The sequence below is a fragment of the Paenibacillus sp. GCM10023252 genome, from assembly GCF_042653305.1.
Classification (GTDB): domain Bacteria; phylum Bacillota; class Bacilli; order Paenibacillales; family Paenibacillaceae; genus Pristimantibacillus.
Genome location: NZ_JBHSHW010000043.1, coordinates 66,724 through 89,694, shown reverse-complemented (window position 1 = coordinate 89,694; position 22,971 = coordinate 66,724). Strand labels below are relative to the sequence as shown.

Below are 22,971 nucleotides of genomic sequence, written 5' to 3'. Positions count from 1 at the left end.
GGATGAATAAAGCAAGAGCCAGACGCCTTAGGGCGTCCGGCTCTTGCAGGGTGTAGCATTAATGAGGGTAAGCTCGATCGAATTCCACACCGCATGGCCCGCCGTCTGGATTGTCCTCGATGTGCGTCACTTCGGACCCATCTCCGCGATACAAGGGCTTGTAGTAATGAGAGATCTTCGTTGCGGATGAATTCGCATAGTGGCAGATGAAGGCCCGCCGGAATTGATCCTTCGTCTTGTTGCGGTAGGAGCCGTGGATGAGATTGCCGTTGAAGAACAGGACATCTCCTTGATCCATTACCGCTGGAATGGCCTTCTCCTCCTTCGGAGGCTTCACATAATGTGTCGTGAATGACTCCTCGGAATCCGCGATGTCCGGACAGACGATGTTGTAATCATTGGTCTTCGGGACGACGAGCAGCCCACCGTTCTCCTCGGTTGCAGCATCCACTGCCGTCCATGCCGCTATGCAATTGCCCGGCTCCACCTGAAGATAGAAGTTATCCTGATGGAGCGCTTGCCCCCTAGAGCCTGGCGGCTTGTAGTAGAACATGCTCTGCGCGGCATATGCTTCTTCCCCATATAGATCTTCGAGGACGGCGAGTACAGGCTCGTGCAGCATATAACGCTTGGCCGTCTCGTTGAAGCGATGAGGATGCATGACTCTCGGGTACCGCCTGAGCGGGTCATTCGCATCCGCATCCATATTGGGCTCGAAGTGCCCTGGAACAGTGTGATGGCTAATCTCCTCGAATGTCGCTCCAATCTCCTCCAGCTGCTCCCCGCTGAATAGGCCCTTGACGATCAGATAACCCTCTCTATCGAAGTGCTCCTTCTGCTCTTGTGTTAGTGCCCTTAGTGATGTAGTCACTATGTCTGCCTCCTTGTGCAACCTTAGTTCTTGTACCTTTATCATAAGGAATGCTGCACTGCGTGAGAAGTAACAATGATGCTATCTTGTCACACAATCCTGCTGCTAGGTTGCAGAATGATTCAGCTGCCTATATGCTCTAATTAGCTCATAATGGCTGGAGGCTAGAGAGATGAATCGAATACGTTCCATTAATTCTCCTGATGAATATAGCGGAGATTCCTATGGCATTGTGCTGGCGGGACATTTTCACGAGGGGGAGCATTATGCCACTTCACGTCCGCAGGGAATGGGCGATTGGCTGATTACTTATACGCTAAGCGGGGAAGGGTGCTTCCGCACTCCTGGGAGCGAGCTGCGCTGCAAGGCGGGTGAGATAACGCTGCTGAAGGCGGGGACTCCTCATCAATACGGGACAGCTCCGGGAGGCAGCTGGCACTTCGTATGGGCTCACTTCGCTACGGGGCGGATGGACCTGAGCCTGCTGCCCGAGGAGGAGCTCTATAACCAGCATGTGAGCAATGAGACGGCGAGGAAGAGAATCTACCGGGCATTCAAGAGAATTCTATCGGATTCTACGGAGCGCGGGGATTATTGGCATGAGCTGTGCATCCACTCGCTGCACGAGGTGCTAATCCTGCTAGCGCAGAGCAGACAGCAGCGAATCGATGGCCGCGTGGAAGAGACGCTGCACCGGCTGTCTCAGAGCCTTCGTGAACCTGTTCGGATTGAAGCTCTTGCGGCAGCTGTAGGTCTGTCGCCCTCGAGATTGTCGCATCTGTTCAAGGAGAGTACCGGGCAATCTATGATTGACGCTCTGAATCAGATGCGGATCGGGCAGGCTGCTCTGCTCATGGAGCATACGGATCGAAGCGCTGCAGACATTGCCTATGATACGGGATTCTCGAATTATAATCACTTCATTAATCAATTCCACAAGCGGCTGGGCATGAGTCCGTCCGACTATCGGAAGCAGAAGCGGTCCAAGCCATGAGGGGCTGTTATACAAGAGAGACCGCAGCGATGTTATCGCTGCAGCCTCGCTTCTGTAGAGGTAGATGGAGTGAACAGGCTCTTCATCAACCTGTACAACACATAGGAGAGAACGGCTAGCTGAGGCAGCGTCGTCTCCCATGTCGGGTATGCACCTATCCAGGTCCACTGGGGCAAGCTCTCAGATGGATGTGCTGGTAGGATGCGTGCAACCTGCAGAGAGTGAATGCTCTCTCCAAGGAATCGAATGACCAGGTAATAGATTAGGGCAGAAGCCGTCAGGAAGAATGGCCGTATGGGCAGCTTGGCGCTGAACCGTATGATGAAGTAACCGAGTCCTATTAATAGAATGAAGGTTACTGAGAATCCTAGCACCAGCTGCCACATGTCGATCGAAGGTGCCATGCCCACGTAGAAGATCGTTGTCTCTGCCCCTTCGCGCATGATGGCAAGAGCTGCTACGGCGAATAGCGACCACAAGCTCCCCCTCGCTAAGGCCTTGCCCATCTGCTGGTCAATATAGCGATTCCATACCGCTAGATTCGACTTGCTGTGCAGCCAGTGACCTACGGTTAGCATGAGTCCCACCGAGACTAGTCCTGCTGCCCCTTCAATCATCTCTCTCGCGCTTCCGGCAGCGGCTTGTGCGATGAAGTAAGTTAAGACATAGGCCATCACTCCGCTAAGCAGCAGCCCCGTCCATACCCCGGACCAGATCCACCTGCGCTTCTCTCCATGACCTGTCCTCTTCAGGTAAGAGAGTAATGCCGCGAGCACTAATATAGCTTCGAGACCTTCGCGGAACAAGATGACGCCCGCATCCACAGCGTTGTACCGCTTCTCCTCCATGAGCGGGAGCAGTTGCTCACGCATAGAGGACGCTGTCTCCTCAGCCTTGGCTGCACGCGGCGGACTCTCGAGCAAGTAGCTCACTGCTTGCGTCATCTGGCTCTCAATATTCGTATACGCAGCTGCGGAGCGGATGGATACTTGCCCCTCTACGGCTGGCCACTTCGCAATGAACGCTTGAAGCTGCCCCTCTGCTTCGGAGATATGTCCTGCCTTCAGATCAGCAAGGGCCGTATCCAAGACAGCTACCAGATCCTTCACAGTCAAGCTGTCGCTTACCGGCTGAGACTTGATCTCTCCGGAAGCGTAACGGTCTATAATCTCCAGCAAGCCTTCAGTCTCACTGACAGCTTGCTCAGCTCTAGGGGGCTCAGCCTGCAGAGAGATCCGAATCATGCTCATATGGGTCTCCATGATGCCATACACGGTGAAGTTGTCCTTCCGCACCGATCTCTCTACCTTAGGCCAGCCGCTATTCATACGGTTGTACTCGGCCTTGGCCTTCACCCATTCACCAGCTTCAATATGACGGAGCAGGGCTTGGACAGTAGGAACCATACTCTTCGCAGCTTCCTTGCCTGTCAGCGAGCCGGCCTGTTCGACCTCTTGATCCTTCAAGTAATCATTGACCGCTCTAGCCAGCTGTGACAATGACTGCTTGGCAGCCTGAGTATCATCCTCAGGGGTCTTCAGCGCCTTCAATGCGGCTGCGATCGCGGAATCGACATTAGCTGTTAAGTCCGTATTCTCAGGCGATAGCTGCCCCCATAGAGCAGCCGCCTGTTGGATCTGCTTGAGCGCTTGTTGCCATTCGCTCTGGCCTGCTTCGACCAGTGCAGTGCCGACCAGCGGGAGCAGCTCTTGGAGCTGTTCGTTCTGATCCTTGTCAGCTGATGCTGCAGCAGATACGGCAACTGGATAGGTGAAGCAGCTGGCCCCTATGCCTAAGGCCAATACGATGAAGGCCATCCTGTTGAACACCGTGTGCAGCAGCCGTGATGGTAATCGTAGTTGTCTTAATCTCATCCTTGCACTTCCCCTTCCTAGAAGAGCGTCTGCCCGATATATCCGCCCTTGCTTACACCAGGGAAGCAGGCGAAGATCGCACTGCCGGTATGCACGATATATTCATTCAGCCGGTCGCTCTCACCCATTCTCCGTTGCATCGGAATGAACTGCTTGCTGAGATTGCGATTGTAGCAGACGAACAGCAGCCCTGCATCGAGCTGACCCGTCTTCGTATCCATCCCGCTGGAATAGGAATAGGAGCGGCGAAGAATCTTGATCGAGCCGTCTCCACGAGCAAGAGCAACATGGGAATCGATCGGTATGACCGGATTACCCTTATCATCCTTCTTGTTCAGGTCAACCTCGTCATGCTCGCGCTTACCCCCAAGCGGAGCTCCGCTGTCACGATGTCTGCCGAATGTGGCTTCTTGGTCGCCAAGCGTCGAACGATCCCATACTTCGACGCGCATGCGAATACGCCTAACGACCATATAGCTGCCATCTGTCATCCACTCGGCCCCGTCTGCATGCTGTGCCCACACGACATCCTTCATCAGGTCGGCATCGCTTGTATTCGGATTAGCCGTTCCGTCCTTGAAGCCGAGCAGATTGCGAGGGGTTGCCCCTGTCGGATCCGCACCGCCGGTACGCTGGAAGCCTTCCTGTGTCCAGCGAAGCACAGCCTTCCCGCGAGCGATACGGGCCAGATTGCGAATGGCGTGGAAGGCAATCTGCAGATCATTGGCACAGGCTTGAATGCCGATATCCCCTCCACTCCATTCCGGTCGCAGCTCATCACCGCCGAAGGCGGGAAGGTCCTGGAATGACTGAGGTCGCTTCGAGGCAAGGCCGAAGCGTGAGTCGAAGAAGGAAGCTCCTATGCCGAAGGTAATCGTCGTTCTGGAAGGAGTGAGCCCCGCCGCCTCTCCCGTATCAGAGGGAGGAACATTCAGCGTCGTATTCTTCTCCCCGAGCATCTCTCCTGCCGCCATTGCAGCAGCAGCTTCCGTCCAAGCTTGAAATAGCTCACGTACATCCGCTAGTGAGCTTGTAGTCAAGTCCATTGCCGCGAATACGATGAAGTCTTGCGGAGGTGTAGCAATACCGGCTTGATGCTGCCCGTAGTAAGGTACCAGGTCATCACGGCTAACTGCCCCTGCCTTGGAGGGAGCCTCCGCTTCAGCAGCAAGCAGGCCGCCAACGCCGCCGGCGCCGAGGAGCAGGCCGCCAACGCCGATTCCAGCCAGCCGCAGCATGTCTCTGCGGCTCATCGGCTTGCGAAGCAATCCATCGGATGGTTCAGTTGAGGTTCTTCTATCCGTCACAGCTGATTACACCCCCAGCGTTGTGCCCATCTGGGACAACGGCTCGGCTAGAGCGTCCAGCAGCTGGCTCAGCTTCCTAGTATCTTCTTCCTTCAAGTCGAGGTAAGACTTGTACCCGTCCCCTGTCTTATAAGCAGCCAGGGCGTTCTCCAAGTTCGTGAAGCTGCTTCCGATCTGCTTGTCCAGCTCAGCATCCTTCTTCGCAAGCTCTGGCTGAAGCAGAACATAGATCTTCTTAGCTCCCTCCACGTTAGCTACGAAGTCATAGAGATCGGTATGGGAATACCGTTCTTCCTCCCCCGTAACCTTGGATGAGGATACCTCGTTCAACAGCTCGACTGCACCTGTCACCATGAGGCTAGGCTCTACCTCCACCGTCTCCATCAGTGCGCGAAGCTGCTTCACGTCCTTGAGCAGCTGATCGGCATAGCCTTCTTGCCCGACTGTGGAATTGTTCACCCAGAGCGCTTGTTCGATGCGGTGGAAGCCACGCCAGTCCTTCTCTTCTACATCGTTCTCACGCGCATCAATATTCGGATCCAGATCACCCATCGCTTCGGCAATAGGTTCAATACGCTCGAAGTACATCCGAGTCGGGGCGTAGAGCTTCTTAGCCGTCTCAATATCTCCCGACTTAACGGCATTCGTGAACTTCTCCGTCTCAATAATAGCCGTATCTGCTTGCTCAGTAGCGAACGCACGATAATCAGCCACGATCTGTTCCCAGTTAATCTGGCTGGCGCCTGCATCACTACCATTATTAACAGAGGCGTTATTCACATTCGAATCGTTCTTCTCGTTACTAGTTGAAGCGCAGCCGGCGAACACAACGGAACTTGCAAGGAATAGTGCAGCAATCTGTCTCTTCATTAAATATGACAACCCCTATACGTATTGAGATTATGGCTCTATCTGTCCAAAATGAAGTATATTCGATAATGATAATCATTGTCAATAACTTCTTGTAGGGATATGATTCCTTGCGATTATTCCTTCCTACATAGGGGTAATATACCAGTGCTAACACCTAATAAGGAGGTATCCATTCCATGTCCAATACAGATACAAAGAAGAAGGAAGTGTTCCCCCCGCAGCACCAGAATCATCAGCCCGGAGTGGAGACGGAGATGACTCCCCCTCCAATCTATGAATCAGCAACCTACAAGGCTGCGGGCAAGCTGAGCGGTAAGACAGCCATCATTACTGGAGGTGACAGCGGTATCGGACGAGCTGTTGCCATCGCCTATGCGAAGGAGGGCTGTGACGTCGCGATCATCTACCTGAACGAGCATGGGGATGCGGAACTGACGAAGGAGAAGGTCGAAGCCGCCGGGCGCAGATGTCTGCTCATTGCTGGCGATATTGGCGACGAAGCATTCTGCAAGCAAGCGGTGGAGCAGACCGTTAGAGAGCTTGGGAAGCCCCATATCTTGGTCAATAATGCAGCTGAACAGCATGTGCAGAAGAAGTTCGAGGACATTACCGCGGAGCAGCTTGAAGCTACCTTCCGAACGAATGTATTCGCCATGTTCTACCTCACATTGGCCGTCATGCCTCATCTCGGACAGGGCTCTGCCATCATTAATACGGCGTCCATCACGGCTTACAGAGGCAACCCGACCCTAATTGACTACTCCTCGACGAAGGGGGCGATTGTCTCCTTCACCCGTGCCCTTGCCGGCAACCTTGCGGCCCAAGGCATTCGAGTCAATGGAGTAGCACCCGGGCCAATCTGGACACCGCTCATCCCTTCCACCTTCGATGCGGAGTCCACCTCCACCTTCGGGTCGGATACCCCGATGCAGCGAGCAGGACAGCCGTTCGAGCTTGCCCCGGCCTATGTCTATCTCGCCTGCGAAGACTCCAGCTACGTGACCGGACAATTCATCCACGTCAACGGCGGGGAAGTCGTGAATGGTTAATTCCGTGTACCTGCAAGCAGCCCTGCGGTCGAGTTGACCGCAGGGCTGCTTGCGCCTTACAAGTTCATACGTATACGTTGTTGCTCTAATTAGATTATGGAGTTACGATTGCTTCATATATTCTTATCTTGTTGTCGACAAATCTACTCGGTACATGTATGATCCGGCATCCATCAAAGCAAGCAGCCATCTAAGGGAGAGCGACGCTCTCCCTTAGATGGCTGCTAATCCTTCTTCCCTTATACGAAGGTCTGTTCCTGTTCACCGCTTGGTTGCTGCTCACGGCCGATTGCAGCGGAGAGACTCGGGCCTTCCATGCTGAACCATGAAGCAAGCTTGTCTGCCGCCTTATTCCGAATATCGTCGTTAATGTAGACAGCAATTGTACCGAGCGCTGCTGCAAGCGTACCTAGATCATCCGTGTAACCTGCCGCCGGGACGATATCCGGAATGGCATCAAGCGGAGAGATGAAGTACGCTAGAGCACCAATGATGACGGTCTTCGCCCAAGCTGGAACCTTGGGACTCTGCAAGGCGTAGAACAGCAGCAGTGCGTGATATACCACCTTACTGCCTGCTGTTCGGCCGAATCGCTTCACCTTGTTCCAGAAGGTTGCTTCAGAGTAGAGTTGACCAGATTCATAATTCATGCGACTGGCTCCCTTCTTGTAATTATCTATCTAGTATTACCCATTCCTTACGCTGTTCGAATCGCTGCTTGATGGGATGAATCTACGCATTCAGCACTAACCGACTGCATATAGGTTAGCATATCGCCTTGATAGACGAGCTTAAGTCGCGGATTCTGGATGAGATCGGCAGGCTTCACGAGCAGGGACGACTTATTCACGAGATGTACGCCACTGTTCTCGAATACAGAAGCGACGAACTGGGAACAGAAGTACGCATACTGCCGATCAATCTCGATATTAAGCAGCAGTCCGAACATTCCGATTAGGTTGTATTTATATTGGTGGTGATTCTGCTCCATATGAACAATCTGCCTTCGAATCTCGCTTAACGCGCTGCCGCTGACTGTGCACCGATAGACCGCACACGCCGCTTGCCCGAACAGCTCGCCGCGCATATTCTCCTTGACGAATCCCCCGAAGAAGGGGTTATTCGGTTTTTTCCTGCCGAAGCTGTACACTTCATTCAACTGGCTGTCGAAGGCAATGGAGGCATGATTAAGCGGATCCTTCGTGAACCACTTGATTGTTCTCGTTAGCAGCGTACCTGTGTCTGTTAACAGCACATACACTTCATGCTCGGTACTCATTGCCCATTCCTCCACATTCGTTAAGTATTCATTAAGCTATCATTAACTTTAATGCAGAGGAGTGGCTGAGCAGAACCATCGCAGGTAGTAAATGTCGCCACGACTTAAGTCTAGTGGGCAGGTGGGAGGAACGTTTTTTTACAATATATTCATCTTACGCTCGTGGTCAGCAAGTGACAACAAATATTTACAATTAAGTAGGGTAGGAGGATTATCATGGCTATGATTACAGAAGCGTGGGTGAATCCTTATTACGAGGAGTTGGAGCTCGTCTTCGCAGAAGCCTCTGACGCAGTCAGTCGATTCCCTGGTCAGCTCGCGAGTGCGGGCTTGGCTTACATGAATAAGTTCAATCCGCTGTTAGCGGACAGCACGAACAATTACATATGCTATCTGCTGCCGTATTGGATACGGGACACATCTGGCATACCGCTGGAGCAATGCCGCAAGCTGTCAATTGCGAATGTGTTCGGCATGCTTCATTACTTCCTATTAGATGATGTGATAGATGCTCCGTCTGTATCGCAGGGAGTTCGAACGCAGCTTGCGCTGGGAAGCTTGCTGTATGAGGAGCTGCTGGAGCGATATCGCGAGCTGTTCCCCTCAACCTCCCCCTTCTGGACTTATGCGAAGTCTTATACGACGGAGTGGGCGGAGGGAACCGTTAACGAGTCCTCACATAATTACTTCATAACCTCACCGATTAGCGTAGCTAAGAAGTCCGCTCCTCTTAAGATGTCATCCACAGGAGCCCTGCTGCTCGGAGGTCAAGAGTCTCTAGTTGCTGAGCTGAGCCAAGCTGTTGACTGTGTCCTGCTCGCTCTGCAGATGTGCGATGACTGGGCAGATTGGGAGGAGGATCTTCAGGACGGGAGCTACAATAGTCTCATTGCCATGGTTGGGGCTGAATATCCGGGGGTAGAAGTGGATGCACAATTAGTGAGGAATGCGATATATGTGAAGGGTATATTGGGCAGGTATGTCGCAGTCTTAAGGGAGGAAGCCCTCTTATTCCCCTCTTCTACTAGATTAATTGAGCTGTTCTCCTATTATCAGTATCTAGTACGCTATCTAAGTGACCATGCACGCTCTACTCAGAACAACCTTCAGCGCTTGAAGCACGGAGGCTTACATATGCTCTTATCCAACTTAGGAGAATCATCATGCTAATCAGCTGACGAATTAGTTCTATAGTACTATTATCTGAGGTGAAAATAGAAAAATTATGTAGAATTATACGAGTCACGCATGATAGACTAGTAAAGGAAGATCATTCGCTAGTTCGAAAGGATGATAGTTAAATGTCAGCACAAGCGTCATTGCGTGAACGTATTATTGAAAAGGCTTGGGAGGATGAGAAGTTCAAGACTCAGCTCCTTCAGAATCCTAAACTAGCCATTAATGAAGCATTTGGCATTGACATTCCCGAGGAAGTCTCCATTCAAGTTTTAGAAGAGAAGAAGAACAGCTATTACTTAATTATACCACCTAACCCTGCAGAACTCTCCTCGACACCAGATGTGGAAGGCCCTATGTGGTAAGAGGATTAATTCACACTAACGCCGTGCAGCTGCTAGCTACACGGCGTTAGATTTGACAAGTGGAAAGCGAATAACAGCTTCCGTTCCTTCCCCTTGTATACTGTGAAATTGAATGTTCCCTTGCATGACCTCTATAATCTTAAAAGTGACCATTAATCCGAGTCCAGTGCCTTTCGTCTTGTTGGAAAAGTAAGGCTCTCCTAGTCGCTTCAGCTCACTCTCATTCATTCCAATCCCATTATCTCGAATATGGATGACAGCATCATTGATATCCTCATACGCTCTGATCTCTACACATCCATCTTCCTCGAAGGCTTCAATACTGTTCTTAATCATGTTAATAAAAGCTTGTTTGAACTTAGAGGAGTTCCCGCTTATGAAGAGATTCGCTTGAATATTAAGCTTAATCTCTCCTCCCTCCATCTGACTTAGCGGCTTAATAATCCCTTCAATCTGACGCAGTTCTTCTGAAATGTTAATGACACTTACTTGTCCCTGCTGAGGCTTCGCAAACGTTAGAAAATCTGTGATAATGCCAGCCGCTCGATCCAGCTCATTAACTGCGAGCAGCATATAATTTCTCTCTTTGTCTGAATTGGATTTCTCCCCTAGCAATTGGAGAAATCCCCTAGTCACTTGCAGAGGATTACGAACCTCATGTGCAATTGAAGCAGCTAATTGACTGATAATCTCCATCTTCTCAGAACGCTGAATGTGTGCATTATAGGATTCTAATTGCTTGGAATAGTTAACTACCTTCTCATAATTAGCCTGCATATGCCGCCCGAAGATAACTAGCAGGGATAAGACAAAACATAGCACCCCCCACTTCCATAAATAGAGTTCATATTGATGATCCTGCACATAATACCAAATCAACTCGTAAACCGTTACCCCTGCAAAAATTGTAAACCCAATGGATGCAAATAATGAATCCCGGTTGCCCTTACTTACAGCTAGAATCAGCACAATCGGTAATAAGAGTCCTCCAATCATAAGGGAGACTCCAAATAACAGAGAAACATACTGATAATAAAGATTACTCGTCCAGGAGACATCCCAAAACAGATGTAAAAACATGGATACCATACAAATGCCAAATGCTAAGGTAAGACCTAGCCGCATACGACGAATAATACTCCATCCTATAATTTGTTCAAAGAACAAGTAGAGTGCAGGCAGTACTAAATTAGATACAAGGTCAAATGAAAAGTAAAACCATTGACCATATTGCGGGTATATGGCGTACAAATACGGAGAATAAGTCATAATCATTACACCAATTGAAAACATCACAATTACTAGTGAACTCCAACGGAGAAGATTAATCCGCTTCATCATCAGAAGGCACAAAAAAAGGAAGATTGCTATCATAAGCAAAGAGGCTCCGATAATAAAGCTCTGCAAATCTCTACTGGCAAACTGCTGAAGGAGATTGGAATACTGGTCCATCCTAATTGGCTTCTGCAACCCTAGACGCTCCGTATTCCCATGCAGTTCTATTAATATCTCCTGTTCACTCTCCTCTACAGGAAGCGGAAGCAATATACGATATTGATCGTATCGATAATCTCTATTGGCGTGATAGATTAGACGATCATTCAGGTAGATGCGCACCTCTTGGGCATAGAGCTTCTCAACAAGTAACCCGCGATCTCCATTCTGAGGAGGGATGATGCTTCTTATCCATGCATCAGTAACCCCATCTGGGGGAGTCACTGTGCTTCCGTTAATTGAATCGACGTTGAACCATTCATGATCTGCTGCAGGCCGCTCCCCCCAAGCCATCTGCCACTCCGTAATAAGCTTCGAGGTATCTTGTTGGGCTTGCACGTCAGAACCTGGAGACAGGGATAACACGAGCATAAGAATAAGACAAGCTATGGCTATCACCTTAGGAATGTTCAGCATGTAAGGAGCACCTCAATATTCGTAATAAAAAAAACAAGACTTTAGACCTACCCGATATTCGACAATCTTCGTCATCATTACTCCCAATTCTAACCTATTCTCTTAAATAAAAAAAGAACCAAAGCAATAAGCTTCAGTTCTTCTCTAATTCTATGTGGTGAAGCTAGGTACTTCTTCGTCTGCCGGTAAGGAGAGAGATAACGAATAGAATTAGGAATACGAAGAATAATACCTTGGCTACCCCAACCGCTGCTCCTACGATGCCGCCGAATCCGAATATGGCTGCTACGATGGCAACTACTAGAAATACGACTGCCCAATATAACATGACCATCACCCTTCCCTTTTATCTTATTTTTTTTTGCAACAACTTCTTATGTCTTCTATTAACCCTAACAAGGGGCGGTGAATCAGCTTGGTGATATGTGCCACAACGACCTAAAAAAACAAAAAAGCTGCCCCTGGGCGGGACAGCTCAACTAATAATGATTCATCGCATCTTGCGGTAGATCGGCTCACCATGCACAATCTCTTCATAGCTGATGGAATCGTTCAATAGCACGATTGACTCCTTGCTCCCTAGACCAAGTATACCTCCCAAGGCCAGACTGTTATAGAACAGCTGGTGCACTTGGTGCTGCAGCGTCGTGTCGAAGTAGATCAGAACATTGCGGCATAGAATGACGTGGAACTCGTTGAAGGATCCATCGGTGACAAGATTATGCTGTGCGAACATAATGTTCTCCTTCAGAGAAGGATGGAAGAAGGCATATTGATGATCGGCGCTGTAATACTCTGAGAATTCCTTCGCGCCACCCGCTTCGAGGTAATTCTTCGTGAACAGCTGCATCTGCTTAAGAGGGAAGGCCCCTCTCCTTGCAGACTCGATAGCCGACTCATTCATGTCTGTGGCATAGAGCTTCGTCTTGTGTGAGAGTCCTGCCTCCTGCATAAGAATCGACATGGAGTAGACCTCTTCCCCTGTCGCACAGCCTGCATGCCAGATCCTTATCTCAGGGTAATTCGCTAGACGGGGAATGACCTGATCTCTGAACGCTCGGAAGAAGCTCGGATCACGGAACATCTCCGTCACCTTAATGGAGAAGTCGCTTAACACCTTATCCAGCATCTCATCATTATGGAGTACGCGGTCAAGCAGCGCAGTCATCGTCGGAAGCTTCTCCAGCCGCATTCGATTCGTTATCCTTCTTCTAATCGAGGAGCGGACATAGTGTCGGAAGTCGAATCCATGAAGGAGATATAATCCTTCGAGGAATAGCGTGAGCTCCACTTCATCCCGCTCATTCACTCCTGCCTCTTCATGCTCCCAATCATAGTACTGTTGACCTTCGGACATTCCTTCACCTACTTGATAAGCCAGACACGCATCAATGAGAAGAGCTGTTCCATGTGGAGTGGCTTACTGATATAATCTGAAGCGCCTGCTTCCAGACACTTCTCACGATCGTTCTTCATCGCCTTGGCCGTTAGAGCAATGATGGGCAGCTCTCTCAGATGTTCATTAGCTCTCATCGCTCTCATCGCTTCATAACCATCCATAATAGGCATCATAATATCCATAAGGACAAGATCGAAGGAGCTATCCCTCTCGAGAATATCTAGGCATTCCTTGCCGTGGTTCGCTGTCTCTACCTTCATTCCCTTGCTCTCCAGGACGGAGACCAGGGCGAATACATTCCTCGCATCATCATCAACGAGTAGGATTCGCTTCCCCTTGAACATGAGCTCCTTAGACAAGTTCTCCGCAGCAATTGCATCGTTAGGAGACGTAATTCTACTATTGTTGTCTAGAACCTCGGACTCCGACCTATCAGCGACAGTCATTCCGGCTGCAGCAACAGCTTGAACCGCAATCTCTTCTTCTAAGATCGCCTTGTCTTCCTCCGTCAAGTTAGGCAGATACAAGGTGAACGTGCTGCCGACTCCAACTTCGCTTGCGAGGAGCAGCTTGCCTCCTAACAGTCTAGTGAATTGTCTGCAGATCGACAATCCAAGCCCCGTACCTCCAAATTGACGATTCGTAGTACCGTCAACTTGCTGGAACGCCTCGAAGATAATATCCTGCTTATCTCTAGGAATACCTATCCCGGTATCCTTCACAGAGATCGCTGCTACCGTCCCCCGGTAATCCTGACCGAACAGCTCACTTACCCGCTCTGGAGCAGCAGAGCGAATATCCATCGTTACGCTGCCCTTCTCCGTGAACTTGAAGGCATTCGACAGCAGATTCTTCAGTATGTGCTGCAGCCTGTGACCGTCTGTCGTCATGACATTAGGGACACTATCGTCAATGCTCGTGTGGAAGGCAATATTCCTCCTCTCTGCAATAGGCTTGAATAATGGCTGCATGAGATGTGGCAGCTCCGTCATATTCACTTCGTCAATGACAATCTCCAGCTTGCCTGCCTCAATCTTGGACAGATCAAGTATGTCATCAATTAAGGTTAGCAAGTCTTGACCTGCAGCGTTAATGACTCTCGAATAATGTTCCTCTTCATCCGTTAGGGTACCATTCTCATTCTCATACAAGAGCTGAGATAGAATTAGAATACTGTTGAGAGGAGTACGAAGCTCATGCGACATATTGGCAAGGAAGTCCGTCTTGTACTGCGAGCTCTCCCTGAGCTTCTCTGCGAACAATTCAAGCTCATTCTTCGCTCTCTCCAGCTCGTCTGCTCTGTGCTCTGCAATATCCTTCTGCTCCTCCAAGATGTCATTCGTTAAGCGAAGCTGCTCTTGCTGCATCTGTAGCTCTTCGGATTGGGCTTGAAGCTCTTCGGATTGAGCTTGAAGCTCCTCTGTGAGCATCTGGGATTCACCCAGCAGCTTCTCAATCTCCATCCGCCCAAGCACGCTATTAATAGCAACGCCAAGACTCCCTTGCAGGTTGTCAACGAGAGCCAGATGCTGCGATTCGAACGATCCCAGCGAAGCGAATTCAACGACAGCGACGACGTCCTCTTCGTAGAATATCGGTGCAACGAGCAGATGCCTCGGCGGCGCTTCACCTAAGCCGGAGCTAATCTTCACATAGTTGTCAGGAAGATCGTGCAGCATATACATTCGCTTATCAACCGCACACTGCCCGATGAGCCCTTCACCAAGCTTGAACCCCTCATACCCGATATCTCCCGCCTTCCCGGCAAAAGAAGCCGCCTTCACATATCGAACCTGTCCAGACTCCTCTGTCTTCAAATAGACAGCCGCGTAGGTGGATCCAATCATCGGAGCAAGATGTTCAACGAAAGTACTCGTCAACTCTGAACTGTTATTGCAGCCTTGATACATAGTGGCCACTTCCGCAATCTTCGTCTGCGTCCATGACTGTCTCTCGAAGCTGTCCAGCATGAGATTAGTTGCGTCTGCCAATTCTCTTACTTCGTCATTCGTATTGACATGAATTCTTGAAGCCATACTGCCTTCCTGCGAATCCATACTCTGCACAGCGTTAATTACCTGTCGGATCGTTCTCACAATGTTGCGAGAGATGAAGAGTGCGATGAAGACGGCCATAATAATAACGACTAATAATACGGCATATAGAGTAATCTTCAAGTTATTATTGCTATTCCTAAGCTGCTCTATTCTTGCCTTAGTCAGCTGTCTCTCCGTGTCATGCAAGGAAGAGATCTGCACTCTGATCTGATCCACATCCTGCTTGCCTGAATCCTGCTTGAAGAACTCGGCAAGCTGCTGCGATTGATTATTCTTCCTCAGCTGAATCGTATATTCACCAGCCGTTGATATCCAGTGTTCAATGACAGGCTTAATCGCCTCGAGATTACTAATCTGAGACTCGTTGTCAGCCAGCAAGCTGCGTACTTGATTGTAATTGTCTTCCCACTTCTCCAGAGACTCTTCATAAGGCTTCAGATAACGGTCATCACCGGTGATGACATATCCCCGCTGGCCCGTCTCCATATTAATGATATTCTTCTCAATCTCATTCAGCAGATCATGGACATGGATGTCATGCTCCGCTACATAATCTATCTCTTGTTGAAGGGCGGTAATTCGTTCTACTACAACGAGGACAGATACACCCAGGCATACTAGAATGAAAATATAGCCCAGAATAATCTTCCTGCGGATATCAAGCTTCATCGTTCTGAATAACATATAAGCCTCCTTGTGAGCAGTATACAGATATGTTCCAAATACCATCTGTATACTAGCATTATACCACAGGGAGGCTTACCGTTCTTCTTATTCAACTTATAGCCATTGCTTCAGCTTCTCAATCGCTCTCTTCTGAATACGAGAGACACTCATCTGAGAGACACCTAATTGATCCGCAATATACCGTTGAGACTGACCTTCATGATAGACGAGGCGAATGACAATCTGCTCTTCTTCCTTAAGCTGTCCAATCGCTTCCTCCAGATCAAGCCGTCTATCCGTCGATTGATAATCATCACTCGTACCCGCGATGAAGTCACCAATCGTCGCACTATCCCCATCATTGTTAAGCGGGGTGTCTAGCGACGTGTAATGATAATAATCTCGCCCCGCGAGAATCTCAATCGTCTCTTCTTCCGTCAGTTCAAGGAAGTCAGCAATCTCTTCAATCTTCGGAGATCGCTCTAGCTTCATCGTTAATTCATCGATCGCTTTTTGTACAATCGAGCCTTTCTCCTTTACTCTTCTCGGAACTTGAATATACCAAGACTTATCGCGCAAGTAATTTTTCAGATGGCCAATAATGCTCTTCATGGCGTAAGCCTCGAAGGGAATTCCCGCGCTGTTATCGAACTGCTTGAAGAGACGCAGCATCGACATCTGCCCAACCTGGAACAGATCCTCGTACAGATCAGGACGGCTGCGTGACATCTTGCCGGCTGCCATCCTAACGATCGGTTCATAATGCAGCAATAGCGTCGTTGCCGCTTCTTTACAACTGCTTGCCTGGTAGTCGCTCATCGCTTGCAGAAGATGATCATCAAGCTGAGAGGAGGTTTGTGAACTCATGCCATTTCCTCTTTTCTGCTAAGCATCTTCGTGAGAACAACCTCCGTACCGCGGTCTGTGTGAACTTGGACATCGTCCATTAGAGCCTGCATCATGAACAGCCCTAATCCGCCTACGGTTGCGTCGCTCAGCTTTTTGTCATGAAGGGAGGCTTCTCGGTGAGAAGCTTGATCGTATTGGAAGCTGCTTCCTTCATCCTTAATACGAATGGTTAGCCCCTCTGCTTCTCTCTCGAAGCGAATGTCGACTACACCAATCGCATCATTGCCATAGCCATGCAGAATAGCGTTATTGCAAGCTTCGCCGACTGCAACCTTCATATCCTCAATCTCTTCATAGGAGAAGCCGGCCTTCGTAGCGATACCGTATAGCGTGAGTCTTACGAGATCCAGATAGCTTGCATCAGCTGGTATCGTTAGCCCAATGGTAGATTTCATGTCCATTGTTCTTTCCTTTCTGCTCCTGCTTGAGCCGGTTTCTTCCGAAGGTAACCAGAGATGCCCGTTAGATCGAACAGCCTCTGAACGGAGTAGGGAATATCCTGAACCTCGAATTCTGCCTTCATCGCAGCTCTGCGCTTCAGGATGGATACGATTAACCCAATTCCGGTGCTGTCGATATACTTAAGCTCCCCAAGATTAAGCGTTAATGTCCGATCCCCTTGATTAATTAACGGTTCGAGCTCTGCTTCAAGATCAGAGGCGGCCGCAAGATCAAGATCCCCAATCAAGTATACGATGTTCTCTTCCTCATATCTCTTTTTTACCACTCTGAACGATTTCTCTGTTGTTCTCAATTTCTCATTCACTCCTTATTTCTGTACGGCAGCATGCTGCTTCGCTCTGCGGCTCGACAGCTTCTCCCATATATTCATCGATACAGCGATCCCGTTAATGATGGAATCCAGCTTAATCTGCGGCTTATCTGCATTCACCTGATTCGTATTCATCGGGACAATGCCAGGCTGGATCTCACGCTTATAAGCGCTCTTCAGAGTGTTGCTGCGGTCACGAATGACTCCAATCAAGCTGACTGCCGACTGCTTGACGGTCGAGGTCAGCTCATGCACGACTTGACCAATATCACTAACCGATCCGAATAGCGGGTCAAGCGACTTCAGCTTCGTCTGCACATCGGAAGTCATCTGGTTTGTTTTGAGTACGACACCCTTCACTTCTACGCTTATATCAGCAATCTCGTTCTTGACCTCCACCATGGTAGACCTGACCTCATCCAATGAATGCTTCAGTGACTTCAAGGTCTGAATCAGATAGTAGACAAGTACGACGAACGCCAGTGCGATAATCGCGACACTGATTTCCCATACCATAAGCTACACTTCCTCTCTATTCTCACACATTTGTTGAAGTTATAGTCTAGTTACCCTGTCTATCCGCTATTGAAACATAGACAATGAAGGAAATGTAAGAAGCTTACTTCGTATGGTTTCAAATCACCTCAGCCAGGGTAATGAACGGTCATGAACAGCTCGATTACGTCGAGTACATTAGAGAATAATTGGAGGGAATGCCTTATGGCCAAAACCACGACAAAACCGAAAACATTGAATGAAGTATTGAACAAGCAAGTCGCCAACTGGTCAGTCTTGTATATGAAGCTTCATCATTATCACTGGTACGTCAAGGGAGACAGCTTCTTCACTCTTCATGTCAAGTTCGAGGAATTGTATACCGAAGCTGCTCTGCATCTAGACGTCATCGCTGAGCGACTGCTGGCGCGGAAGGGCAAGCCCACCGCTACGCTGCAAGAGCAGCTGGAGCTCTCCTCCGTATCGGAAGCCAAGGGCAGCGAGAGCGCATCCGATATGGTCAAGCAGCTGGCCGCAGACTTCGAGCTCCTTGCCGAAGAACTGGTAGAAGGCATCGAGCTCGCGGAAGAGAGCAAGGACCAGCCAACGGCTGATATGCTGATCTCTATCCGCAATTCAATTGAGAAGCACGCTTGGATGCTTACCTCCTTCCTAGGCAAGTAACCTTATCGCCCGCAACACAAGTGCCGAAGGCTGCATGCCGATCGGCTTTTTTTTCGCTACCCATCACACTTGCTCTTCGCATAAAAAAAGAAACCACACGGGCAATGGTGCTAGTTGCCCTGTGGTTCTCTTGCTTCTCTATACTTGGTCATCCGAACTTCCGTACCAGCACCCGTCTGAACTTCTACTTCATCCATTAGAGCTTGCATGAGATAGATGCCTAAGCCGCCAACCTTCAATTCGCTAATACTCTGACCGCCAAGCATCGCAGCATCCTTATAGCTGTCTTGAAGTTCAAAGCTTGGACCGTGATCCTTCACCAGGATGGTCATATAATTGGTATCGGTCTGGAACTCCAGATCAATCACTCCAGCAGCCTCTTGCTCGGGATAGGCATGAAGAATCGCATTGTTGCAGGCTTCTCCAACCGCAACCTTCATATCCTCAATCTCCTCATACGAGAATCCCATCTTGGAAGCAATACCATATAAGGTCAGCCTTACTAATTCCATATTCTCCGCTTCCGCGGGTATCTGCAGCTTAATCCGCTTCATCCTGCCTGTCTCACCCTTCGTTGATAAATCCGGAGATGCCGGTCATATCGAATAGACGTCTGATGCCTGTCGGAATGTTGCGTACGGCTAGAGGGGCGTTAATCTCATCACGAATCTTAATGACAGATACAATGATGCCAATACCTGTACTATCTATATACCTAAGCTCCTGGACATCCAAGATGAGAGTCTTGCTCGTATCATGAACAACGGAATCCAAGGCAGCTCGGAATTCCTGGGCAGCAGCAAGGTCCAGCTCACCGGCTATGTGCAGAATGTGAGCAGCTTCTGACTGTTGCACTTCAATTAGGAACTTCTTAATCGTCATTATACTTCCCTCCTATGGGCGGTTTACAACTATAGTATCAATAACCGATTACCTGCACAACCTGCAACGAAGAGAACTCTCCGGGAGCTCTCTCCTTCAATTATTTACTATCTTCATTAGATCTCCATGTTGGTGAAGAAGCTGACTGAAGTTAACTCTCCAGTCTGGGCATCCTTCATAAGCTTAATGACGCCGGACCCTTGGCGGCCAGTATAGACCAGCCCGTCCTCGGCCACATAACTCGGCTCGCCAAGCTGCTGCTCCAGATCCTCGAGATTCATTTTGATGGTCGTCTCATTAATTCGTAGGTCAGGAACTGTAGCAAGCACTTCTACATATTCGACGATTCCCTCGTAGAAGTTCACGATTAGTCCGCCATATTGATAGGTCGTGCAGCCAGGTAATACGGGGTCATCTTCTATCACATCCGGCTTGCCGAGCAGAGCTTGAACAGTCTCTTCATGATCATATAAGCTAACGCCTTCTACTGTCAGGAAGTCCCCTATCTCCTGTACGCTTACTGACTCTGCAGCAGGTATGTAAGAAGAAGAGGGTGGTGGCGGAGGATATCCCCCTTCAGACACAGCAGCAGGCGTGTATATGACGAATAAACATAGGAATAACAGTGAGGCTAACGAGGTTATTCTAGTCATGGCTTGAAGCCCCCTCGATTCAGAGTTGTCCTTCTCCTTATTGTTACACTCATACTCAGAAGTTGAAACACCGATGGTCAAAAAAAAAAAATGAACCAGCCCCGTGTGAGAGGGACTGGTTGGTTCACATTAATAAGCCTGAATCATGACCAAGCAAATATCGTCCGGCTGTCGGTTATTGCTTAGCTCCTCTTGGATCGCTTGCGGCAGCTGAGCAAGCTCAGCCTCTTCCATATGCTTCAGCTCCGAGATCAGCTGCTGCACGCCGTCCTCCACATTACCTTCCATCATCTCCAGCAAGCCGTCGGTATAGAGCATAATCTTAGCGCTCTGCTCATAACTGATGCTTCCCTTCACAATCTCAATATCTTCGAAGAAGCCGATTGCGCAGCAGCCCTCTGTGAGCAGCACCGTCTCCCCATCGGCGTAGACGATACCCGCTGGGTGGCCGGCGTTCACATAATCAATTGTTCGAGCATTGGTATCCAGCACCATATAGATCGCTGTGAAGTAATAGTTCATGAGCTGATCAGACATATGAAGCTGCATCATTCGCAGATTGAGCTCCTTCATCACTTGCACAGGGTCGCTCATTCGGTTAATGGTATCTTGAAGCGCGGAGTAGATGTACATACAGACGAGGGAGGAAGAGATACCATGCCCCATCATATCCAGCAGGATGATGCCATACCGGCCGTGGCCAAGCGGATACCATGCATAGAAGTCACCTGCAAGCTCCGTCGAAGGAAGATAGAGCGCACCGATCTTGACCGACTCATTCGCTATTGGAGCGCAGAGGACGCTGCGCTGCACCTGCTTGGCCAAGTCCAGCTCGTAGCGGATGCGCTTATTCCTCTCGTTATGCCAATCCTTCTCATACTTGAGACGGAGGGCTGATCGTATCCTTGCGAGGAGCTCGACCTTATTAATGGGCTTCATGACGTAGTCGATAGCACCCGCGTCTAGCGCTTCGGCAAGCTTGTTCGAATCCCCGAGTGCCGTAACGAAGATAATCGGAATGTCGCGGAATCGTTCCTTCTCTTGAATTCGGCGGCAAGCCTCTACGCCATCAATCTCAGGCATCATGAGATCCATCAGTATAAGATCGACAGGCACTTCTGCGGAGCTCTCTGCATCCATGTCCAGTTCCTCGAACAGCTCCATGGCGGAGGAGGCTTTGAATAGATCGTCATAGCCCGCTTTATGCAATATTTTCTCAATGATTAACAGATTGGTTGCATTATCATCAACAATAGCTATAGTCATTGCTTGTGGTCTCCTAACCTTAACTCGAGAATCTACTGCAGTTATACCATATAACATAGCAAGGCATCATATCCGTGTCAAAGAAAGATGTTTCAACCGCAGCCTGACAGGTTACATATAGCTTAGGAGCAACATCAATAAACTACAGGTAACGAAGGAGAGGATAGACATGAGTAACGATACGATGACGACAACAAGCAGGACCGGTGGAGGTCTGCTGCTAGGTGTAGTAATCGGTGCTGCGGTAGGTGCTGTATCAGCGCTGTTGTTCACGCCCAAGAACGGTGTGGAGATGCGCCAGGATCTTGCCGAGCGCTATCGCTCCCTAAGTGAGAAGACCGGCGACCTTGCAAGCACAGTGACGGCGAAGAGTTCAGATCTCGCCAGCTGCGTGACTAAGAGCGCTTCTGACCTGCTCGGACAAGCGAAGGAGAGCACGGCTGTTCTTGCAGATAAGCTTCGCACGGCGAAGACCGAAGTAGCTGATGAGGTTCGCCATCAAGCCAGCGAAGTGAAGCATGAGACGACAGAACAGGCGAACCATCTCCAGAGCGAGGCGAACAGGCAAGCCGATCATCTGAAGCATGAGGCTCCGAGTCAGCTGAACAATATTCAGCCTAAGTTCAACTGAACGGAGACGAACAGCGAGGAGGACACTGGGATGAGTACGAAGCCCCCTAAGATTCCAGATGAAGTGTTAGAGAACAACAACAATAGCTCGATGGCTCAGAATGAGAAGGAAATGAAGAAGCTTGGTGATGAGATGAAGCATATGAAGACCAATCGAGAGCTAGAGGCGGAGAACCTCATCCCCGATCCTCAGCAGGATTAGAAGGTCCATAATATAGCAAGGGCAGCACGAACAGGTAGTAACATCACCTGTTCGTGCTGCCCTTGCTGATTGTCTGAATTCCGACTGATGATCCTATCTTGCTGTCCAGAGCTCCTTGCGAGAGGTCGTCACAGCAACCGCTCCCGCTTGAAGCGCCTGCTGGACTTCATCCTGCGAACGAATGAGTCCACCAGCGATAACTGGAACCTTAGCCTTCTCATAGAACTCACGAATAATATGTGGGATAACGCCAGGCAGCACCTCAACATAATCCGGCTTGGTCTTCTCCAGATGTACGTAGCTGTTGTCCAGTGCCATCGTGTCCAGCAGGAAGAGTCGTTGGATTGCTATAAGCCCCTTCTTCTTCGCTGTCAGGAGCATATTGTGCCTGGTCGAGATAATACCAGCGGGCCTCACCTCTTGGGCAATGAACTCCGCTGCGTACTCATCAGACTTCAGCCCCTCAATGAGATCCGCATGCAGAATCATCTTCTTGCCGTCTTGGGCGGCTCGCTGGACGACTGCCCGAACTCCAGCCACATGAACATTAAGCAAGACCAGATATTCATAGTCCGTCCGCAGCAGATGCTCGAATTCCCTCATATTGCGGATGGCCGGAATAATAGATTGTGTAATTAGTGGTGCCAAGGCTTCACT

26 protein-coding genes are annotated in these 22,971 nt (G+C 49.6%); 7 read left to right on the top strand and 19 right to left on the bottom strand.

The features are described from left to right. Positions 1 to 58 precede the first annotated feature (58 nt). Positions 59 to 871 carry a phytanoyl-CoA dioxygenase family protein gene (locus tag ACFO9Q_RS22540; protein ID WP_379185825.1) on the bottom strand — a complete coding sequence of 271 codons (813 nt, stop codon included), beginning with the start codon at positions 869 to 871 and terminating at the stop codon, positions 59 to 61. Between the two features lie 172 nt (positions 872 to 1,043). Between ACFO9Q_RS22540 and ACFO9Q_RS22535 the strand changes: the two genes are divergently transcribed. Further along, positions 1,044 to 1,865 carry a helix-turn-helix domain-containing protein gene (locus ACFO9Q_RS22535; protein WP_379185824.1) on the top strand — a complete coding sequence of 274 codons (822 nt, stop codon included), beginning with the start codon at positions 1,044 to 1,046 and terminating at the stop codon, positions 1,863 to 1,865. Between the two features lie 32 nt (positions 1,866 to 1,897). Here ACFO9Q_RS22535 and ACFO9Q_RS22530 read toward each other — a convergent pair whose 3' ends face one another. Genes ACFO9Q_RS22530 through efeO form a run of 3 tightly spaced genes read right to left on the bottom strand, consistent with a single transcriptional unit; the run spans position 1,898 to position 5,916 of the window. Then, a complete protein-coding gene (locus tag ACFO9Q_RS22530) occupies positions 1,898 to 3,739 on the bottom strand; it encodes an FTR1 family iron permease (RefSeq protein ID WP_379185823.1) in 1,842 nt (613 codons plus the stop codon). A gap of 17 nt (positions 3,740 to 3,756) precedes the next feature. Next, positions 3,757 to 4,992 (bottom strand): iron uptake transporter deferrochelatase/peroxidase subunit, encoded by a 1,236-nt coding sequence (gene efeB, locus ACFO9Q_RS22525; protein ID WP_379185876.1) that lies wholly within the window; start codon positions 4,990 to 4,992, stop codon positions 3,757 to 3,759. 60 nt (positions 4,993 to 5,052) lie between these two features. After that, positions 5,053 to 5,916: an iron uptake system protein EfeO gene (efeO, locus tag ACFO9Q_RS22520; RefSeq protein WP_379185822.1), complete on the bottom strand. Its 864-nt coding sequence runs from the start codon at positions 5,914 to 5,916 to the stop codon at positions 5,053 to 5,055. A 179-nt stretch (positions 5,917 to 6,095) separates the two neighbouring features. Between efeO and ACFO9Q_RS22515 the strand changes: the two genes are divergently transcribed. Beyond that, positions 6,096 to 6,968 carry an SDR family oxidoreductase gene (locus ACFO9Q_RS22515; protein ID WP_379185821.1) on the top strand — a complete coding sequence of 291 codons (873 nt, stop codon included), beginning with the start codon at positions 6,096 to 6,098 and terminating at the stop codon, positions 6,966 to 6,968. 239 nt (positions 6,969 to 7,207) lie between these two features. On the opposite strand, the gene ACFO9Q_RS22510 is transcribed toward ACFO9Q_RS22515, so the two are convergent. Further along, entirely contained in the window at positions 7,208 to 7,618 is a 411-nt protein-coding gene (locus tag ACFO9Q_RS22510; RefSeq protein ID WP_379185820.1) for a YkvA family protein, read from the bottom strand. Positions 7,619 to 7,665: 47 nt separating this feature from the next. Continuing rightward, positions 7,666 to 8,247: a hypothetical protein gene (locus ACFO9Q_RS22505; protein WP_379185819.1), complete on the bottom strand. Its 582-nt coding sequence runs from the start codon at positions 8,245 to 8,247 to the stop codon at positions 7,666 to 7,668. 216 nt (positions 8,248 to 8,463) lie between these two features. On the opposite strand from ACFO9Q_RS22505, the gene ACFO9Q_RS22500 reads away from it, so the two are divergent. Continuing rightward, positions 8,464 to 9,417: a hypothetical protein gene (locus tag ACFO9Q_RS22500; RefSeq protein WP_379185818.1), complete on the top strand. Its 954-nt coding sequence runs from the start codon at positions 8,464 to 8,466 to the stop codon at positions 9,415 to 9,417. A gap of 131 nt (positions 9,418 to 9,548) precedes the next feature. After that, positions 9,549 to 9,788: an NHLP leader peptide family RiPP precursor gene (locus tag ACFO9Q_RS22495; protein WP_379185817.1), complete on the top strand. Its 240-nt coding sequence runs from the start codon at positions 9,549 to 9,551 to the stop codon at positions 9,786 to 9,788. A gap of 36 nt (positions 9,789 to 9,824) precedes the next feature. Here the strand turns inward: ACFO9Q_RS22495 and ACFO9Q_RS22490 are convergent, their stop codons facing one another. The 8 genes from ACFO9Q_RS22490 to ACFO9Q_RS22455 all read right to left on the bottom strand — a co-directional run bounded on the left by ACFO9Q_RS22490 (position 9,825) and on the right by ACFO9Q_RS22455 (position 18,018). Further along, positions 9,825 to 11,699, bottom strand: a complete 1,875-nt coding sequence (locus ACFO9Q_RS22490; protein WP_379185816.1) for an ATP-binding protein — start codon at positions 11,697 to 11,699, stop codon at positions 9,825 to 9,827. A gap of 163 nt (positions 11,700 to 11,862) precedes the next feature. Further along, positions 11,863 to 12,027, bottom strand: coding sequence for a DUF1328 domain-containing protein (locus ACFO9Q_RS22485; RefSeq protein WP_379185815.1), 165 nt, complete (start codon positions 12,025 to 12,027; stop codon positions 11,863 to 11,865). A 162-nt stretch (positions 12,028 to 12,189) separates the two neighbouring features. Further along, the gene (locus tag ACFO9Q_RS22480; RefSeq protein WP_379185814.1) at positions 12,190 to 13,056 is read right to left on the bottom strand and encodes a CheR family methyltransferase; all 867 of its coding nucleotides are present in this window, start codon (positions 13,054 to 13,056) and stop codon (positions 12,190 to 12,192) included. A gap of 8 nt (positions 13,057 to 13,064) precedes the next feature. After that, complete coding sequence (locus ACFO9Q_RS22475; protein WP_379185813.1) at positions 13,065 to 15,839, bottom strand: CHASE3 domain-containing protein; 2,775 nt, start codon at positions 15,837 to 15,839, stop codon at positions 13,065 to 13,067. 96 nt (positions 15,840 to 15,935) lie between these two features. Continuing rightward, entirely contained in the window at positions 15,936 to 16,688 is a 753-nt protein-coding gene (locus tag ACFO9Q_RS22470; RefSeq protein ID WP_379185812.1) for a sigma-70 family RNA polymerase sigma factor, read from the bottom strand. After that, positions 16,685 to 17,131: an anti-sigma B factor RsbW gene (gene rsbW, locus ACFO9Q_RS22465; protein WP_379185811.1), complete on the bottom strand. Its 447-nt coding sequence runs from the start codon at positions 17,129 to 17,131 to the stop codon at positions 16,685 to 16,687. Before rsbW (ACFO9Q_RS22465) ends, ACFO9Q_RS22470 begins: the two co-directional genes overlap by 4 nt. Then, complete coding sequence (locus ACFO9Q_RS22460) at positions 17,122 to 17,484, bottom strand: STAS domain-containing protein (protein WP_379185810.1); 363 nt, start codon at positions 17,482 to 17,484, stop codon at positions 17,122 to 17,124. Before ACFO9Q_RS22460 ends, rsbW (ACFO9Q_RS22465) begins: the two co-directional genes overlap by 10 nt. Positions 17,485 to 17,499: 15 nt before the next feature. Further along, positions 17,500 to 18,018, bottom strand: coding sequence for a DUF948 domain-containing protein (locus tag ACFO9Q_RS22455; protein ID WP_379185808.1), 519 nt, complete (start codon positions 18,016 to 18,018; stop codon positions 17,500 to 17,502). A 204-nt stretch (positions 18,019 to 18,222) separates the two neighbouring features. Between ACFO9Q_RS22455 and ACFO9Q_RS22450 the strand changes: the two genes are divergently transcribed. Further along, entirely contained in the window at positions 18,223 to 18,681 is a 459-nt protein-coding gene (locus tag ACFO9Q_RS22450) for a Dps family protein (protein WP_379185807.1), read from the top strand. Between the two features lie 110 nt (positions 18,682 to 18,791). On the opposite strand, the gene rsbW (ACFO9Q_RS22445) is transcribed toward ACFO9Q_RS22450, so the two are convergent. From rsbW (ACFO9Q_RS22445) to ACFO9Q_RS22430, 4 genes are all read right to left on the bottom strand, one after another. After that, the gene (gene rsbW / locus ACFO9Q_RS22445; protein WP_379185806.1) at positions 18,792 to 19,235 is read right to left on the bottom strand and encodes an anti-sigma B factor RsbW; all 444 of its coding nucleotides are present in this window, start codon (positions 19,233 to 19,235) and stop codon (positions 18,792 to 18,794) included. Positions 19,236 to 19,245: 10 nt separating this feature from the next. Continuing rightward, complete coding sequence (locus tag ACFO9Q_RS22440) at positions 19,246 to 19,563, bottom strand: STAS domain-containing protein (protein WP_379185805.1); 318 nt, start codon at positions 19,561 to 19,563, stop codon at positions 19,246 to 19,248. A 116-nt stretch (positions 19,564 to 19,679) separates the two neighbouring features. After that, on the bottom strand, positions 19,680 to 20,216 hold the full coding sequence (locus ACFO9Q_RS22435; RefSeq protein WP_379185804.1) for a hypothetical protein: 537 nt from the start codon (positions 20,214 to 20,216) through the stop codon (positions 19,680 to 19,682). A 129-nt stretch (positions 20,217 to 20,345) separates the two neighbouring features. Beyond that, a complete protein-coding gene (locus tag ACFO9Q_RS22430) occupies positions 20,346 to 21,482 on the bottom strand; it encodes a SpoIIE family protein phosphatase (protein ID WP_379185803.1) in 1,137 nt (378 codons plus the stop codon). Between the two features lie 169 nt (positions 21,483 to 21,651). Here ACFO9Q_RS22430 and ACFO9Q_RS22425 point away from each other — a divergent pair, with 169 nt between their 5' ends. Both ACFO9Q_RS22425 and ACFO9Q_RS22420 read left to right on the top strand, forming a co-directional pair. Further along, positions 21,652 to 22,113: a YtxH domain-containing protein gene (locus ACFO9Q_RS22425; protein ID WP_379185802.1), complete on the top strand. Its 462-nt coding sequence runs from the start codon at positions 21,652 to 21,654 to the stop codon at positions 22,111 to 22,113. A gap of 30 nt (positions 22,114 to 22,143) precedes the next feature. Beyond that, the gene (locus tag ACFO9Q_RS22420) at positions 22,144 to 22,314 is read left to right on the top strand and encodes a hypothetical protein (RefSeq protein ID WP_379185801.1); all 171 of its coding nucleotides are present in this window, start codon (positions 22,144 to 22,146) and stop codon (positions 22,312 to 22,314) included. A 93-nt stretch (positions 22,315 to 22,407) separates the two neighbouring features. Here ACFO9Q_RS22420 and ACFO9Q_RS22415 read toward each other — a convergent pair whose 3' ends face one another. Then, on the bottom strand, positions 22,408 to 22,962 hold the full coding sequence (locus tag ACFO9Q_RS22415) for a glycerol-3-phosphate responsive antiterminator (RefSeq protein ID WP_379185800.1): 555 nt from the start codon (positions 22,960 to 22,962) through the stop codon (positions 22,408 to 22,410). Between the last annotated feature and the right edge of the window lie 9 nt (positions 22,963 to 22,971).